This window comes from Streptomyces sp. NPDC050617 (assembly GCF_040654795.1).
Classification (GTDB): Bacteria; Actinomycetota; Actinomycetes; order Streptomycetales; family Streptomycetaceae; genus Streptomyces.
Genome location: NZ_JBFAIS010000009.1, coordinates 270623 through 286556, shown reverse-complemented (window position 1 = coordinate 286556; position 15934 = coordinate 270623). Strand labels below are relative to the sequence as shown.

Here is a 15934-nt window from a genome sequence, read left to right as displayed (position 1 = left end):
GTGGAGTTCGCCGACTTTGGTGATTTTGGCGTCGTAGCCGCCCTTGAGGGCGAAGGTGCCGGGGCCGGTCTGGCTGTCGCCCATCCAGGCGTGGATGCGGCCGTCGGTGGTGAGGACGACGAACATGTCGTTGGCGTCGAGTCCGGCGGCGCCGTCGTGGGTTTCGATGGTGGCCAGGACGGCGCCCTTGTTGACGATTTCGGCGCGGTAATTCTGGTCGCCGGTCTTGGTGACGCGGGCTTCACTGCCGTCGGGGAGGGGGAGGTTGCTGACCGCCGTCCCCGACGAGTCCCCGCCCCCGCCCCCGTGCCCGTTCCCGTTCCCGGTGGCCGACTTGGTGCCGGGCTTGGTGCCGGTCTTCGCGTCCGTCGTGGCGTCGGTCTTGCCACCGCCGGTGCTGCTGCTCTGGGCCTTGTCGCCGGTGCTTCCGTTGCTTGATTCGGCGGCGGCTGCGTGGCCCATGGTCTTCGCGCCGCTGTCGTCGGAGCCGGAGCAGGCGGTCAGGCTGAGGCCGGCGGCGGCGGTCAGGGCGACGGCGGCCATGCGCAGGGTTCGGCGGCGGGTGGTGAGGGCGGTGGCCTTGGAGCGCATGTGGGTTTCCCCCGGGGGCAGTCGGCGGCGTGGTCTCGTTGTTTCCTCGGTACGTCCACCACTGTGATCGCCCGCGCTACCGCCGGAATACCGCCCCGCTAACGCCCGGCTAACACCGATAAGGAGCGTCCCGCGCTGTGGCGTTCAGTCGAGAGGGACGACGATTTCGCCGCAGTGGGCGCCCTTCTCCGCTTCGTCCAGCATGAGGGCGGCCACGGACGCTCGGGACATCCTCGGCGGCAGCAAGGGGCGCCGTAGATCCGCGAGAGTCACGATGCGCCGGTTCGGGCTGAGGGGGCCGCCGGTGAGGTCCGGGGCGTGGAAGACGGCAGCGCCCGCGGCCAGGGCTATCCGGTCGGCCTCGGCCTTGGCGGTCAGTTCCTTGCCTACGGCCATGCGCATCACCGCCTGGTAGATCCGGCCGCCCGCGCCGGTCGACTCGCCGGATCCCAGTGCGCCGAGCCACACCGTACGGACGTGTGCCGCGGCGAGCAGCTCGGCCCCGGCGGCCAGTGCACCCAGGCCGTCACCCTTGCCGACGCCGATGGTCGAGATGGCCACGTCGACATCGTCGAGGCCGGGGAAGGTCTCGGGGGAGAAGACGTCCGCCTGCCGGATCTCGACCCGTCGCGCCGTGGGCGCGGTGATCTTGTCCGGGGTGCGGGCCAAAGCCACGACCTGGTGTTCCCGTTCCAGCGCCTGGTCGACGACGAGCCCGCCGACCCGCCCGGACGCGCCCAGTACCGCAATGCGCATGATGATCCGTTCGCTATAACTGAACAACTGTTGGTGAAGTAAGTAAACGAGTGTTGGTCAGCCGGTGTCAAGGCGGGACGGGCTGTAAAGTGAACAGCCGTTGCTGAATCTTTCGAGGCCGGAAGCCGGAAGGGGGCTCGGGTGCCGTCTCAGGAGCGGGCCGTTGCCCGCCGCCGCAATCCGCGGGGGCAGGGGCAGGTGCTCAAGGCCCAGCTCGTGGACGCCGCCGCGAAGCTGCTGGCCACCCTCGACCGCCCGGAGACCCTGACCCTCCGGCAAGTCGCACGCGAGGTCGGCGTCGCGCCGGCCAGCATCTACAGCCACTTTCCGGACCTGAGTGCGCTGATCCAGCACGTTCTGCAACTGCGCTACGCCGAACTGGCCCGTCGGATGAACGAGGCCGCCGAATCGGCGCCGGGCCCGTTGGCCGATCTCGTGGCGCGGTGTGCGGCCTATGTGCACTGGGGAGTTGAACAGCCCGGCCACTACCGGACCCTGTTCGGTGGGCGCATGGCCGCCGATATCGTCCCCGGTTCGGCCCACGGAGACGGGGCCGAACTCCTCGAATCCGTCGTCGCTTCCCTGGCCGCCGTCGCCGGCCCCGAGCGGCTGGGATCCACGGTGGAAGGGCAGTGGCAGGCCGGTCTGATGCTCTGGACCGCCATGCACGGCCTCATCAGTCTCTACAACGACCATGGAAACCTTCCCTGGCCGCCCCTGGACGACCTGCTCGTCGGCCTGATCAGCCTGCACTCCGGTCGGCCGGCGGGGGACATCGCCGCTCTTCTGCCGCGCGGCGAGGCTTCCTAGGCCCGGTCCGGACCGATCCATTTCGGTCCCGTTCCGTTCCATTCCGGTCCAGTTCGGTCCCGTTTCGGTTCGTCCGCCGCCGTGAGCTGGACGGGCCTTGGGGATCGACAGGCCCTGGGGATCGCTCAGCGCTTGGTCGTGCTGTTGAAGAGCGACCGCGACCAGACGTAGCCCACCAGCGCGATACCGGCGCACCAAGCCAGCGCTATCCAGGCGCTGTTGCCTATCTCCGTACCCGAGAGCAGGCCGCGCAGCGTTTCGATCATCGGGGTGAACGGCTGGTACTCGGCGAACCAACGCAGGCCCGGCGACATCGATGCGGCCGGTACGAACGCCGAGCCGAGGAAGGGCAGGAACTGGATCAGCAGCGGCTTGTTGCTCGCCGACTCGACGGTCTTGGAGATCAGGCCCAGCGCCACGGACAGCCAGGTCACCGAGAAGGCGATGGCCGCGAGAAGGCCGGCTGCGGCCAGCCACTCCAGCGGGGTCGCACCGGAACGGAAGCCGACGGCGAACGCGACGCCGACGACCGGCACGGCGCACACCATCGTCTGGGCGACGCTGCCCAGGACGTGCCCCGTCATGAACGACGAGCGCGTGATGTTCATGGTGCGGAAGCGGTTGATGATGCCCTCGGTCATGTCGGAGCAGACCGCGATCGAGGTGGACATCGAGCCCGCGGCCACCCCCATGATGATGATGCCGGGCGTCAGATAGTTCAGATACGCGTCCCGGCCCCCGCCCATACCGGTGCCGATCGAGTCCCCGAAGGCGTACACGAACAGCAGCAGCATCAGGATCGGCGTCATGGCGCTGCCCAGCCCCACGGACGGGTAGCGGATCGCGTGCTTCAGGTTCCGCCGCAGCATCGTCATCGAGTCGTGCACGGCATAGGTGAGGGTGCTCATCGCAGGGTCTCCTTCGGGTGGGACGCGGCTGCCGTCGTCGCGGTGGCGGGGGCGGCGCCGCCGTTCCCGGTCAGGGCCAGGAACACGTCGTCCAGGTCGGGGGTGTGCACGGAGAAGTCGGCGGCGCGGACGCCTGCGGCGTCGAGCCGGTCGAGCAGGGCGCGCAGCGCGTCGAGCCCGCCGTCGCCCGCCACGCGCAGGGCCAACTCCTCGTCGTCGCGGGCCGCGCCGGGGAAGGCGGCGGCCGCTCGCTCGTACTCGTCGGGGGCGGTGAACCGCAGGCGCACATGGCTGCCGGGGATCCGCGCCTTGAGCTCGTCGGCCGTGCCCTCGGCGACGATCCGGCCGCCGTCCAGGACCGCGATCCGGTCCGCCAACTGGTCGGCCTCCTCCAGGTATTGCGTGGTGAGGAAGACGGTGACGCCGCCGGCGACCAGTGAGCGCACGGTCTCCCACATCGTGCGGCGGCTGCGCGGGTCCAGCCCGGTCGTCGGCTCGTCGAGGAAGATCACCTGCGGGTCGCCGACCAGCGTCATGGCGAGGTCGAGCCGCCGTCGCATGCCGCCGGAGAAGAACGCGGCGCGTTTGTGTGCGACGTCCGCGATATCGAAGCGCTTCAGCAACTCCCCGGCCCGGCTGCGCCCTTCGCGCTTGCCGAGGCGCAGCAGGTCGGCCATGAGGATCAGGTTCTCCTCGGCGGTGAGCAGGTCGTCGAGCGCGGCGAACTGGCCGGTGACGCCGATCGCGGCGCGTACGCCGTCCGGCGCCGTGGCCACGTCGTGCCCCGCGACCTGGGCCTGCCCGCCGTCGGCGGCGATGAGCGTGGACAGGATCTGCACGGTGGTGGTCTTGCCGGCGCCGTTCGGCCCCAGCAGTGCGAACACGGTGCCGGCCGGTATCCGCAGATCGATGCCGTCGAGAACGGTCTTGTCGCCGTACGACTTGCGCAGATCGGCGGTGGAGACGGCGGCGGGCGGCTGCCGGCCGTCGCCCCGCCGAGGCGTAGGTGTGGATGTGGGCATGACAGATGAAGGCATGGGGTTCTCCCGGTCGAAGGCGTCGTTTCGATGACGTCGCTTCAAAGGCGTCGCTTCAAAGGCGTCGTTCTCGGTCAAGTGGCCTGGTTTGTCGGGTGGGTTGAGGGGTCAGGCGGCTCGCGACCGACGGATGTCGATGTTGCCGTAGCGGGTGTGGGCCCTGACCTCGACCGTCTCCTCGGACTTCTTCGGGCTCCCCGTCGCGGCGAGCGCGCTGTGCACATGGCCGGAGCGCGAGTCCACGTCGAGCCACGCCGCCGTACCCTCGCGGATACCGATCTCGATGGCGCCGTAGGAGGTCTCCAACTGGACGCCGCCGCGGGCCACCTCGGCGACGCGCAGGGCGCCGTGGGTGGTGGTGGCGGTGACCGAGCCCTCGGCGCGGTCGATGGAGATGTCGCCGTCGGCGCCGCTCACCCGCAGGTCGCCCCGCGCGTCGCCGACGGTCGTGGTGCCGTGCGCGTTCTTCAACGTGGCGGCGCCGTCGATGGCGCCGACCCGCAGGCTGCCGGAGCTGGTGGTGATCTCGGCTGGGCCCTCGACGCGGTCCACCGTGATGCTCCCGTGGGTCGCCGTCAGGTGCAGCGGCCCGGTGGTGCCGAGGCGGACGTCGCCCGACGAGGTCCGTACCCGCACCTCGCCCAGCCGGCCCTCGCCGTGCACCTGGGCCCAGGCTCCGGTGGTCTCCACCTGCGATCCCGTGGGCAGTTCGACCGTCACGTCCACGGTGCCGGTGCGCCCGATGACGTTGCGCTGCTTGGGCGTCCTGATGGTCAGCAGACCGCTCGCGTACGTGACCTCGGTCTGCTCGGCCGCCCGTACGTCCTGGTCCTTCGCGTGGTCGCGGGGCCGTACGTCGACGACGGTGTCGAGCCGGTCGGCGGCGACGAACCGGATGGATCCGGCTTCCACGTGAGCGGTGGCCGAGATCGTCGCTGGGGTGTCGAAAGAAGGCATGGCTGTCCCGTCCTCTTGGCTCGTCTGGCTCTGACTCTGGCTCTGGCTGCGACTCTGGCCTTGGCCCTGGCCCTGGCCCTCGCTCCGGCCCTGATCCTGGCTCTGGCTGGTCTGGCTGGTCTGGCTGGTCTGGCTGGTCTGGCTCTTCTGGCCCTTCGGGGCCGGGGTTCCGCTGCAATTCCCGAAGCGTTGCGCCGGCGCCCCTTCCGGGGAGCCGCCGCGCTGACTTCGTGACGCCATAGTGGCACCACTCTGGCGTCACTGGCAACCCCTCAAGCGAGATGGCCGGGAAGCGCTACCCGCAAATGCATCCTGACCTGCCGAAACATGCCCGCATCAAGCCGCATCAAGCCGCGTCAATCCGGTGCCACGCGGTGCCGCACCTCCGCCCGGCGCGCCAAGTGGCATCACTTGGCACCACTTGGCGTCACTCGTGCCACCCCCGCCGGTCGCGACCAGCAACGCGCCCCCCGCCTCACGCGTACGGGCGGTTTCCCCGACCGATGGCACACGTACGGCAGCCGTGAAGATGCACTGCGTAACTGCATGGGGTGTTATTTGGGCCTAAGCGAGTCCCGGGACCCGGAGGAGGCACTTCATGCGCGGAGCCACGCGCGCCAAGTGGGCCGTGTGGGTGATGGTCGTCGTCGCCCTGGCCGCTACGGGCTGCGGCGGCGGCAGGAGCGTGGGGAAGGGCGGGGCCGTACGGGCGTCATGGGGCGATCCGCAGAATCCGCTGGAGCCCGCGAACACCAATGAGGTCCAGGGCGGCAAGGTGCTGGACATGATCTTTCGGGGGCTGAAGAAGTACGACCCCAGGAGCGGCAAGGCCGTCAACGTCATCGCCGACCGGATCAAGACCTCCGACCAGCAGAACTTCACCGTCACCATCAAGGACGGATGGACCTTCAGCAACGGCGAGAAGGTCACGGCGCACTCCTTCGTGGACGCCTGGAACTACGGGGCGGCGCTCGGCAACAAGCAGAAGAACGCGTCCTTCTTCCAGTACATCGACGGCTACGACAAGGTCCACCCGGACTCGGGCAGCCCGAGCGCCAAGACGCTGTCGGGGCTGGCGGTCAAGGACGACAGGACGTTCACGGTCAAGCTCAACCAGAAGTTCTCCACTTGGCCCGACACCCTCGGCTACGCCGCGTTCTCACCGCTGCCGAAGGCGTTCTTCGACGACCACGACGGCTGGATCAAGAAGCCCATCGGCAACGGCCCGTACACCGTGCGCTCGTACGACAAGGGCACGGTGATGCGGCTCGCCAAGTGGGAGGGATACCCGGGGGACGACAAGGCGCGCAACAACGGCGTCGAACTGCGGGTCTACACCGACAGCAACACCGCTTACACCGACCTCCAGGCCGGCAACCTCGATCTCGCCGACGACATCCCGGCCCAGCAGCTCAGGAACGTCAAGGCCGACCTCGGCGACCGCTACATCAACCAGCCCGCCGGCATCCTCCAGACGCTGTCCTTCCCGATGTACGACAAGGCGTGGTCCAAGAGCGGGATGGCGAAGGTCCGCAAGGGCCTGTCCATGGCCATCAACCGCCGGCAGATCACTGATGAGATCTACCAGAAGACCAGGGTCCCGGCCACGGACTGGACCTCGCCGGTGCTCAAGGCGGAGGGCGGCTACAAGGCGGGGCTGTGCGGGACCGTCTGCACGTACAACGCCGCCGAGGCCAAGCGGCTGATCACCGAGGGCGGCGGGCTGCCGGGCGGCAAGGTGACCGTCACCTCCAATGTCGACACGGGCTCGCACCGGGTGTGGATGGACGCGGTCTGCAACAGCATCAACAACGTCCTCGACAGCGAGAAGGCGTGCACGGTCAACCCGATCGGCACGTTCGCGGACTTCCGCAACAAGCTCGGGGGGCACCAGATGACCGGCCCGTTCCGCACCGGCTGGCAGATGGACTACCCGCTCATCCAGGACTTCCTCCAGCCCCTCTACTACACCGACGCCTCCTCCAACGACGGGAAGTTCAGCAGCCCCGACTTCGACCGGCTGGTGGACAAGGCGAACGGCGAGAGCGACAAGGCGAAGGCGGTGTCCGACTTCCAGGACGCGGAGAAGGTGCTCGCCGAGCAGATGCCGGTGATCCCGCTCTGGTACCAGAACGGTAGTGCCGGCTACTCGGAGAGCATCAGCAACGTCGCGCTGAACCAGTTCAGCGTCCCGGTCTACAACGAGATCAAGGTCAACTGACCGCAGGCAGCCAGGGGTCCGGCGGGCCGCCCCGCCCGCCGGACCACTCCCTCCCACCCACTCCGGAGCCCCCATGGGACGCTATGTGATCCGGCGGCTGCTTCAGATGATCCCGGTGTTCATCGGCAGCACGTTCCTGATCTTCTTCATGGTGTACGCGCTGGGCGACCCCGTCGCCGCCCTCTTCGGCGACAAGGCGCCCGACCCCGCGACCGCCGCCCAGATCCGCAAGGACCTCTACCTCGACGAACCGCTGTGGAAGCAGTACCTGCACTACATGGGGCAGGTGCTGCAAGGGAACTTCGGCATCGCCTTCAACGGCCAGAAGGTCACCGAGCTGATGTCCACCGCCTTCCCGGTGACGCTGCGGCTCACCATCGTCGCGATCGTCCTGGAGATGGTCATCGGCATCGTGCTCGGCGTCTTCAGCGGGCTGCGGCGCGGGCGCGCGGTGGACACGACCGTACTGCTGCTGACCCTGATCGTCGTCTCGGTCCCGACGTTCGTCAGCGGCTACCTCCTCCAGTACCTGTTCGGCGTGAAATGGGAGACGGCAGCGGCCTCCGTGTCGCCCGAGGCGCCACTGGGCGAACTGCTGCTGCCCGGCCTCGTACTGGCGCTGGTCTCGCTCGCCTACGTGACCCGGCTGACCCGTACGTCGATCGCCGAGAACGCCCGCGCCGACTACGTCCGCACGGCCGTCGCCAAGGGACTGCCGAGACGCCGGGTGATCACCCGCCATCTGCTGCGGAACTCGCTCATCCCCGTCGTCACCTTCATCGGCACCGACATCGGGGCGCTGATGGGCGGCGCCATCGTCACCGAGCGGATCTTCAACATCCACGGCGTCGGCTACCAGCTCTACCAGGGCATCCTGCGGCAGAACTCGCCGACGGTGGTCGGCTTCGTGACCATCCTCGTCATCGTCTTCCTGCTGGCGAACCTGCTCGTGGACCTCCTCTACGCCGTGCTCGACCCGAGGATTCGCTATGCCTGACCCGTACGTTCCCAAGGAAGCCATCGCGCACGGCGACGGCGCCACCGCCAACCTCGCCATCGGCGAGGCCGAGTCCCTCGAAGGCGCGCCGGGCGGCCCCGGCGGTCCCGGCGGCGCGCCCGCGGACCCCTCCCTCAAGGCCCGCAGCCTCTGGTCGGACGCCTGGCACGACCTGCGCCGGAACCCGATCTTCATCATCTCCGCGCTGGTCATCCTCTTCCTGATCGTCATCGCGATCTGGCCGTCCCTGATCGCGAGCGGCAGCCCGTACAAGGCGGACCTCACCAAGGCGCAGCGCGGCGCCTCGCCCGGCCACCCTTTCGGCTACGACACCCAGGGCCGCGACGTCTACACCCGCGTCGTCTACGGGGCGCGGGCGTCGATCACCGTCGGCATCTGCGCGACGGCGGGGGCGGCGCTGCTGGGCAGCGTGCTCGGCGGGCTGGCCGGGTTCTTCGGCGGCTGGTGGGACGCGCTGCTGTCGCGGATCGCGGACGTGTTCTTCGGCATCCCGATCATCCTGGGCGGCCTGGTCTTCCTGTCGGTGGTCACCAGCGGCTCGGTCTGGCCGGTCGTCGGCTTCATCGTGCTGCTGGGCTGGCCGCAGATCTCCCGCATCGCGCGCGGCTCGGTGGTGACGATCAAGCAGAACGACTTCGTCCAGGCGGCGCGGGCGCTGGGCGCGGGCAACGGGCGGCTGCTGCTGCGGCACATCGCGCCGAACGCCGTCGCCCCGGTCATCGTCGTGGCGACCATCGCGCTCGGCACGTACATCGCGCTGGAGGCGACCCTGTCGTTCCTCGGAGTCGGACTGAAACCGCCGACCGTCTCCTGGGGCATCGACATCTCGGACGCCGCGACCCGCATCCGCAACGCTCCGCACATGCTGCTGTGGCCGGCCGGCGCGCTGTCCATCACGGTGCTCGCGTTCATCATGCTCGGCGACGCGGTCCGCGACGCCCTCGACCCCAAGCTGCGCTGAGGAGACGTCGGATGACGACATCGCCGGACGACCGGACGACGACGACACTGCTGGACGTGCGCGACCTCCAGGTCGAGTTCCGCACGAGGGACGGCGTGGCCAAGGCCGTCAACGGGGTCTCCTACAGCGTCGACGCGGGTGAGACCCTCGCGGTGCTGGGCGAGTCGGGGTCGGGGAAGTCGGTGACCGCGCAGGCCGTGATGGGCATCCTCGACTCGCCGCCGGGGTTCGTGACGGGCGGGGAGGTGCTCTTCAAGGGCGAGGACCTGCTGAAGATGGGGCGTGAGGCGCGCCGCAAGGTGCGCGGCGCGAAGATGGCGATGATCTTCCAGGACGCGCTCTCCGCGCTGAACCCGGTGGTCTCGGTAGGCGCGCAGCTCGGCGAGATGTACGAGGTGCACCAGGGCATGTCCCGCAAGGCGGCGCGGGCGAAGGCCGTCGAGCTGATGGACCGGGTGCGCATCCCCGCGGCGCGCGAGCGGGTCGGGGACTATCCGCACCAGTTCTCCGGCGGCATGCGCCAACGCATCATGATCGCGATGGCCCTGGCGCTCCAGCCGGACCTGATCATCGCGGACGAGCCGACCACCGCCCTGGATGTGACGGTGCAGGCCCAGGTGATGGACCTGCTCGCCGAGCTCCAGCGCGAGTTCAACATGGGGCTCATTCTGATCACCCATGACCTGGGCGTGGTCGCGGATGTCGCCGACAAGATCGCGGTGATGTACGCGGGCCGGATCGTGGAGACCGCGCCCGTGCACGAGCTGTATAAACGGCCGGCCCACCCGTACACCCGCGGGCTGCTCGACTCGATTCCCCGGCTCGACCAGAAGGGGCAGCAGCTCTACGCGATCAAGGGGCTGCCGCCCAACCTCGTCGCGATCCCGCCCGGCTGCCCCTTCAACCCGCGCTGCCCGCGCGTGCAGGACGTCTGCCGTACGGACCGGCCGCCGCTGTACGAGGTCGCCGAGGACGACGGCACGCCGCTGCCCGGCCGCGCCAGCGCCTGCCACTTCTGGAAGGAGGAGCTCGCCGATGCCTGAGCTGATGACGGAGGCCAAGGAGAGGCTCGTCCATGCCTGAGCAGACCATGGAGAAGGAAACGGCGGCCCCGGCGCGTACCGAGCCGATCCTCGAAGTGCGCGACCTCGCCAAGCTCTATCCGCTGACGCGCGGCATCCTGATGAAGAAGCAGGTCGGAGCGGTACGAGCCGTCGACACCGTCTCCTTCGGGCTGGCCCGCGGCGAGACGCTGGGAATCGTCGGCGAGTCGGGCTGCGGCAAGTCGACCGTCGCGAAGCTGCTGGTCAACCTGGAGCGGCCGACGAGCGGACAGATCCTCTACAAGGGCGAGGACATCACCCGCCTGTCCGGGCGCGCGCTCAAGGCCGTACGGCGCAACATCCAGATGGTCTTCCAGGATCCGTACACCTCGCTGAACCCGCGGATGACGGTCGGCGACATCATCGGGGAGCCGTACGAGATCCACCCGGAGGTGGCCCCGAAGGGGAGCCGCCGCAAGAAGGTGCAGGACCTGCTGGATGTGGTCGGACTGAACCCCGAGTACATCAACCGGTATCCGCACCAGTTCTCCGGCGGCCAGCGGCAGCGCATCGGCATCGCCCGCGGCCTCGCGCTGCGCCCCGAGGTGATCGTCGCCGACGAGCCCGTATCGGCGCTGGACGTGTCCGTACAGGCGCAGGTCGTCAACCTCCTGGAGCAACTCCAGGATGAGTTCGATCTGTCGTATGTCTTCATCGCACACGACCTGTCCGTGGTGCGGCACATCTCCGACCGGGTGGCGGTGATGTATCTCGGGCGGCTGGCGGAGACCGGGACCGAGGACCAGATCTACGAGCACCCGACGCATCCGTACACCCAGGCGCTGCTCTCCGCCGTGCCGGTGCCCAACCCCGAGGCGCGGGAGCGGCGCGAGCGGATTCTGCTCTCCGGCGACGTGCCGTCCCCGGCCAACCCGCCGTCCGGTTGCCGGTTCCGTACCAGGTGCTGGAAGGCGGAGGCGCTGTGTGCGGAGGAGGTGCCGCTGCTGGCGGTGCCGGAGGTGTTCCGGGAGCGGGGCGGGCCGGCGGCGCACGAGTCCGCGTGCCACTTCGCGGAGGAGCGGCGGATCGTGGATACGGGGCGGGGTGGGGGCGGTGGCGGTGGCGGTGGCAGTGAGGCTAGGCGGTCTGGTGTGGCTGGTGGATCTGATGGACCCGGTGGATCTGATGGGTCTTCCGGGGCGGGGCGTTCGGGGGCGTCTGCGGAGCCGCCGGCCGGTGGGTAGGTGTGGGTAGGTTCCGGGCGGCCGGCGGGATTCTGCTGGCCAAGACGAACCTGCCGGAGTTCTCCTACTGGACCGAGACGGACAACCTGGTCTCCGGCAGGTCCCGCAACCCCTGGGACGGCGAGCGGACCCCGGGCCGCGCTGAAGATCCTCGCGGGGCCGGACGGCGTCGACGGCCACGTACGGCGACTTCCGCCGCCGGCCGATCCGCGGGACGGGGTTCCGGGAGGGGTGGCCGGGCTACGCGTGGGCTGGGCGGCCGAACCCGCCTTCGGGCCGGTGGACCGCGAGGTCACGGCCACGGTCGCGGCGGCTGCCGACGCGCTGCGGACGCTGGGCTGCACCGTCGAGCCGGCCGCGACGAACGGCCTGGCCGGGCTGGCGGACATCGACGCGACCACGCTGAGCATGGTGCTGTTCGCCGCCGAGGTCGTGCCGTACTTCCGGCGGGTCGCTGCCGGCCGCGAGTCGGAACTGCACACCGTCATCCAGCGGACGCTCGCCGCCCCCGGGGTCGCGATGGCCGACTACATCGACGCGCAGCAACAGGTCGAAAGGCTCAGCTCCCTGTTCGCCGGGTACTTCGAGCGCTACGACGTGCTGCTGTGCCCCGTATGCCCGATCCCCGCCCCGCCGCACGCCCTGTCGACGTTCGACGTCGGGGGCGTCACCGTTCCGGCGCGCGGCATCATGCGCGCGACCGTTCCCTTCAATCTGACGGGACTGCCCGCGCTGTCGCTGCCGTTCGGGGCGAGTGGCGAGGGGCTGCCGATCGGAGTGCAGCTCGTGTCGCGCTGGTACGACGAGGAGACGCTGCTGCGAGTCGGCGCCGCGCTCGAAGGGGTCAGTCCGGTCCGGGGGCGGCGGCCTGAGCTGGGGTGAGGGGGCGTTGCGTGGCGTGGCGTAAGTACGTAAGGCGTTGGCGCTCTACGACGACGCGTCGGTGATCTGCGGCCGTAGCGTGTCGTACGCCCAGGCGGCGAGCGTGGTCGGGGTCGTGGTCCGGACGGTGCGGGGCTGTTCCGGGACGAAGTCCTCGCGGAGGCCGGTGGACATCCCCAGCACGGCCTCGACCAACCTGTCGGACATTCCGACCTGACGGAGCTGGGCCCGCATCGCGTCGTCGGTGATCCGCTCGACGCCGATCCGGCGGCCGACGGCGGCGCTGAGGATGTCGGCGACCTGCCGCCAGGTGAGGTCGGCGGGCCCGTGGACGGCCTGTACGCACCGCCCGGACCAGTCGGGGGAGAGCAATCGGCCCGCCGCCGCCTCGGCGATGTCGCGGGGCGCGACCCAGGCCATGGGCAGGTCGAGGGGCAGGATCACCTGGAGGGGCGCGCCGGCCCGCAGCGCGTCCAGTTGGAGTTCGAGATTGGTGAAGAAGTAGCCGCAGCGGAGGTGGGTGACGTCGATGCCGAGGCCGTCCAGCGCGGTCTCGGTGTGCGCCAGGCCGTCGATCTCACCCGCGCCGTGGCGCTTCTCGGCGCCGACGCTGCTCTGGAAGACGACGCGGCCGATGCCGTTGTCGGTGACGGCGCGGACCACGCTGTCGGTGGCGCGGGCGTAGTCGGCGAGGGGGTCCGCACCCTCGGAGGGCGGGTCCACCCAGAACAGCGCGCCGACGCCCTCGGTGGCGGCCGCCACCGAGTCGGGTTCGTACTGGTCGACCCGTACGGCGTCCACGTCGTCCCGAATATCGGGGGAGAGTCGGTCGGGGTCGCGCAGCAGGACGCGCGGCCGGACCCCGGCTCGTACGAGCGCGGAGACGACGTGGCGGCCGACGTTGCCCGTGGGAGTGGTGACGGCGATTCGCATGATTTCCTCATTTCCTCGCATCCGGTGCTGTGGCGTGAGCGGCTTCAGGCTAGGAGGAGAGGCGGCCGGAATCTGTCCGCCTTTCCGGGAAGGCTGAATCCATGGATATGGAGGCCGACCCGACGACCAGGACCTTGACCCTGCTGACGCTGTTGCAGTCCGGGGGCGAGTGGACCGCCGCCGACCTGGCCGAACGGCTGGGTACGAGCGTCCGTACCGTACGGCGCGACGCCCAGCGGCTGCGGCGGCTCGGGTACGCGGTGGAGGCGCGGCCGGGGCCGGGCAGCGCCTACCGGCTGAGCCCCGGCGTGAAGATCCCACCGCTGCTGTTCACCGCCGACGAGATCACCGCGCTGGTGGCCGGGCTGCATCTGATCCGCGCCTGGCTGCCCGAGGAAGCGGTGGCGTCGAGTGCCCTGCTCAAGCTCGACCAGGTCCTGCCGCGGCCGCTGCGCCGCCGCGCGGCCGCGACCGACCTTGCGACGGAGGTGCTGCAGCAGCCCGGTGCGGCGGTTGAGGCGGCGACCGTCGGGGTGATCGCCGACGCGGTGGCCGGGGACGGCAGGGTGCGGTTCGACTACGTCGACCAGCACGGCCGGTCGACGACCCGGCTGGTCGAGCCGTACCGCCACTTCCTGCGGGCCGGGCAGTGGTATTTGGTGGGTTTCGACGTCGACCGCGACGACTGGCGCACTTTCCGGCTCGACCGGATCGCCGATATCGCGGCGGTGGAGGGTACTTACCCGCCCCGCGCATTCCCTGACGAGTCGATTGAGCACTGGCTGACCACCGACTTCGGGCGCGAGCCTTCACCTTCCTCGGGTATTCCTGGTTCTTCCGCTTCTCCCGCTTCGCCGGGCTCTTCCGGCGAGCGCGTTCGGTGACCCTCCGTTACCGAATGGCTCGTTGTGCGGGTGGGTGCATTCGGCGGAACCCTCCCGCTCGCCCGGACAGGGTCGCGCGCTCCCGCTGCGGGCGGCCGACAGGGCAGAACTGTCTGCACAGCCGGGCACAGTTGGACCCTGGTCCGGCAAAAAGGGCTAAATGTGCAGGAGTTGGCGGCTGAGGCTGAATAGAGGGGTGCCGGTGGGGCAGTTGTGCCCCAGGGGAGTCGCCTGGGCACCGCCCGCGAGCGGCCCCACAAGGCCCACAGGTCACCGTCACAACATCTTCACGGGGGTTGAACCCCGTTACGGGGCTATGACAAAGCTCGCTTGACAGTCGCTGTCATCGCGCAAGTAAGTTCGGTGTGAACTTACTTTCAGCTACATCCCGGCGTCCCTGCGCCGGAAGAAGGGATGCCCATGGGTTCCCACGCCCGCCCCAACCGAATACACCGCACCGGTGTCCGGGTCGCGATGGTCGCGCTCGTCGGCGCCGCCCTGCCGATCAGCGCCGCCGGCCTCGCCGAGGCGGCCACGCCCGGCACCGCGCACTCCGTGGACGAGAAGGGGCAGCAGAGCCCTGAGACGACCACCCCGGCCGGTCACGAGGCCGGACACCAGCAGGACGTGCGGCAGCAGCCTCTCCAGGCGACGCAGCACGCTGTCGCGGACCAGAACGGCCACAAGGCCGAGGACGGCGGCAAGGCCGAGGACAGCGGCAAGGCCCACGGCCAGACCGACAGCCGGGCCGGCGACAAGGCGAACGACAAGACCGGCAAGGCCCCCGCCGCGCAGGACCCGAAGGACCAGGCCGCTCCGCAGATCAAGGCCGACCACGCCTTCCTGCTGGACGCCCGCGACGGCAGCCAGGAGCGGCCGATGTGGGGCGGGGCCAAGGCCGACGAGAGCGTGCCGATGGCCAGCACTACCAAGATCATGACCGCTGTGATCGTGCTCAAGCACCCGGAGTGGCTCAACCGTCAGATCGAGGTGAAGCAGGAGTACCGGGACTACGTGCAGAAGGTCGGCGCCAGCACCGCCGATCTCCAGACGGGCGACAAGCTGACCGTCAAGCAGATGCTGCACGCCATGCTGCTCCCGTCCGGCTCGGACGCCGCGCGGGCCCTGGCCGACAACTTCGGCTCCGGCGCCACCGAGGAGGCGCGGATCGCCGACTTCGTGCGCCAGATGAACGACGAGGCGCAGCAGCTGGGCATGAAGGGCACGCACTTCGACACGTACGACGGCATCTCGCACGGCAACAACCACAGCACCGCCCGCGACCTGGCCAAGCTCGGCCAGCGCGCGATGCTGCAGCCGACGTTCGCCGACGTCGTGAAGAACAAGCAGTACAAGACCGAGGCCCCGGCGGCCAACGGCCACACCCGGTACTACACCTGGAACAACACCAACGAGCTGCTGGGCAGCTACGACGGCATCCTGGGCATCAAGACCGGCAGCGGCCCGGAGGACGGCTACTGCCTCGTCTTCGCCGCCAAGCGCGACAACCGCACGCTGGTCGGCGCGATCCTCCGCGACGACGAGGGCCGCTTCGACGACGCCACCAAGATGCTCGACTGGGGCTTCGCCCACTGAGCGGTCATCGACCACACGCGACACCTCGGGCCCCCGCCCCGTCCCCACCCCCACGGTGGACGAGCGGGGGCCTTCCGCGTCCGAGGGCGGCCG

General features: G+C 69.7%; 15 protein-coding genes and 1 pseudogene. 10 read left to right on the top strand and 6 right to left on the bottom strand.

Annotation, left to right across the window (positions count from 1 at the left end):
• Together AB0I49_RS15550 and AB0I49_RS15545 are read right to left on the bottom strand one after the other, a co-directional pair.
• Positions 1 to 591 (bottom strand): hypothetical protein (locus tag AB0I49_RS15550; RefSeq protein ID WP_363227454.1); only part of this gene is annotated, 591 nt, incomplete at its 3' end.
• A gap of 144 nt (positions 592 to 735) precedes the next feature.
• Positions 736 to 1347 (bottom strand): NAD(P)H-binding protein, encoded by a 612-nt coding sequence (locus AB0I49_RS15545; RefSeq protein ID WP_363227453.1) that lies wholly within the window; start codon positions 1345 to 1347, stop codon positions 736 to 738.
• Between the two features lie 141 nt (positions 1348 to 1488).
• Here AB0I49_RS15545 and AB0I49_RS15540 point away from each other — a divergent pair, with 141 nt between their 5' ends.
• Positions 1489 to 2157 carry a TetR/AcrR family transcriptional regulator gene (locus AB0I49_RS15540; RefSeq protein WP_363227452.1) on the top strand — a complete coding sequence of 223 codons (669 nt, stop codon included), beginning with the start codon at positions 1489 to 1491 and terminating at the stop codon, positions 2155 to 2157.
• Positions 2158 to 2282: 125 nt separating this feature from the next.
• Here the strand turns inward: AB0I49_RS15540 and AB0I49_RS15535 are convergent, their stop codons facing one another.
• The 3 genes from AB0I49_RS15535 to AB0I49_RS15525 all read right to left on the bottom strand — a co-directional run bounded on the left by AB0I49_RS15535 (position 2283) and on the right by AB0I49_RS15525 (position 5059).
• Positions 2283 to 3065: an ABC transporter permease gene (locus AB0I49_RS15535; RefSeq protein WP_363227451.1), complete on the bottom strand. Its 783-nt coding sequence runs from the start codon at positions 3063 to 3065 to the stop codon at positions 2283 to 2285.
• The gene (locus tag AB0I49_RS15530) at positions 3062 to 4102 is read right to left on the bottom strand and encodes an ATP-binding cassette domain-containing protein (protein WP_363227450.1); all 1041 of its coding nucleotides are present in this window, start codon (positions 4100 to 4102) and stop codon (positions 3062 to 3064) included. Before AB0I49_RS15530 ends, AB0I49_RS15535 begins: the two co-directional genes overlap by 4 nt.
• A 108-nt stretch (positions 4103 to 4210) precedes the next feature.
• Positions 4211 to 5059, bottom strand: a complete 849-nt coding sequence (locus AB0I49_RS15525; RefSeq protein WP_363227449.1) for a DUF4097 family beta strand repeat-containing protein — start codon at positions 5057 to 5059, stop codon at positions 4211 to 4213.
• 598 nt (positions 5060 to 5657) lie between these two features.
• Here AB0I49_RS15525 and AB0I49_RS15520 point away from each other — a divergent pair.
• From AB0I49_RS15520 to AB0I49_RS15490, 7 genes and pseudogenes are all read left to right on the top strand, one after another.
• Positions 5658 to 7280: an ABC transporter substrate-binding protein gene (locus AB0I49_RS15520; protein ID WP_363227448.1), complete on the top strand. Its 1623-nt coding sequence runs from the start codon at positions 5658 to 5660 to the stop codon at positions 7278 to 7280.
• A 73-nt stretch (positions 7281 to 7353) separates the two neighbouring features.
• The gene (locus AB0I49_RS15515; RefSeq protein WP_363128933.1) at positions 7354 to 8277 is read left to right on the top strand and encodes an ABC transporter permease; all 924 of its coding nucleotides are present in this window, start codon (positions 7354 to 7356) and stop codon (positions 8275 to 8277) included.
• Complete coding sequence (locus AB0I49_RS15510; protein ID WP_363227447.1) at positions 8270 to 9259, top strand: ABC transporter permease; 990 nt, start codon at positions 8270 to 8272, stop codon at positions 9257 to 9259. Before AB0I49_RS15515 ends, AB0I49_RS15510 begins: the two co-directional genes overlap by 8 nt.
• A gap of 11 nt (positions 9260 to 9270) precedes the next feature.
• Positions 9271 to 10302 (top strand): ABC transporter ATP-binding protein, encoded by a 1032-nt coding sequence (locus AB0I49_RS15505; protein ID WP_363227446.1) that lies wholly within the window; start codon positions 9271 to 9273, stop codon positions 10300 to 10302.
• Between the two features lie 32 nt (positions 10303 to 10334).
• Complete coding sequence (locus AB0I49_RS15500; protein WP_363227445.1) at positions 10335 to 11546, top strand: dipeptide ABC transporter ATP-binding protein; 1212 nt, start codon at positions 10335 to 10337, stop codon at positions 11544 to 11546.
• 2 nt (positions 11547 to 11548) lie between these two features.
• A pseudogene (locus tag AB0I49_RS15495) lies at positions 11549 to 11623 on the top strand (hypothetical protein); the annotation flags it as partial.
• Positions 11624 to 11687: 64 nt separating this feature from the next.
• On the top strand, positions 11688 to 12428 hold the full coding sequence (locus tag AB0I49_RS15490; protein ID WP_363227482.1) for an amidase family protein: 741 nt from the start codon (positions 11688 to 11690) through the stop codon (positions 12426 to 12428).
• A gap of 45 nt (positions 12429 to 12473) precedes the next feature.
• Here AB0I49_RS15490 and AB0I49_RS15485 read toward each other — a convergent pair whose 3' ends face one another.
• A complete protein-coding gene (locus AB0I49_RS15485) occupies positions 12474 to 13361 on the bottom strand; it encodes an NAD(P)H-binding protein (RefSeq protein ID WP_363227444.1) in 888 nt (295 codons plus the stop codon).
• A gap of 101 nt (positions 13362 to 13462) precedes the next feature.
• Here AB0I49_RS15485 and AB0I49_RS15480 point away from each other — a divergent pair, with 101 nt between their 5' ends.
• Positions 13463 to 14245, top strand: coding sequence for a YafY family protein (locus tag AB0I49_RS15480; protein ID WP_363227443.1), 783 nt, complete (start codon positions 13463 to 13465; stop codon positions 14243 to 14245).
• 420 nt (positions 14246 to 14665) lie between these two features.
• Positions 14666 to 15841 (top strand): serine hydrolase, encoded by a 1176-nt coding sequence (locus AB0I49_RS15475; RefSeq protein ID WP_363227442.1) that lies wholly within the window; start codon positions 14666 to 14668, stop codon positions 15839 to 15841.
• The last annotated feature ends 93 nt before the right edge of the window (positions 15842 to 15934 follow it).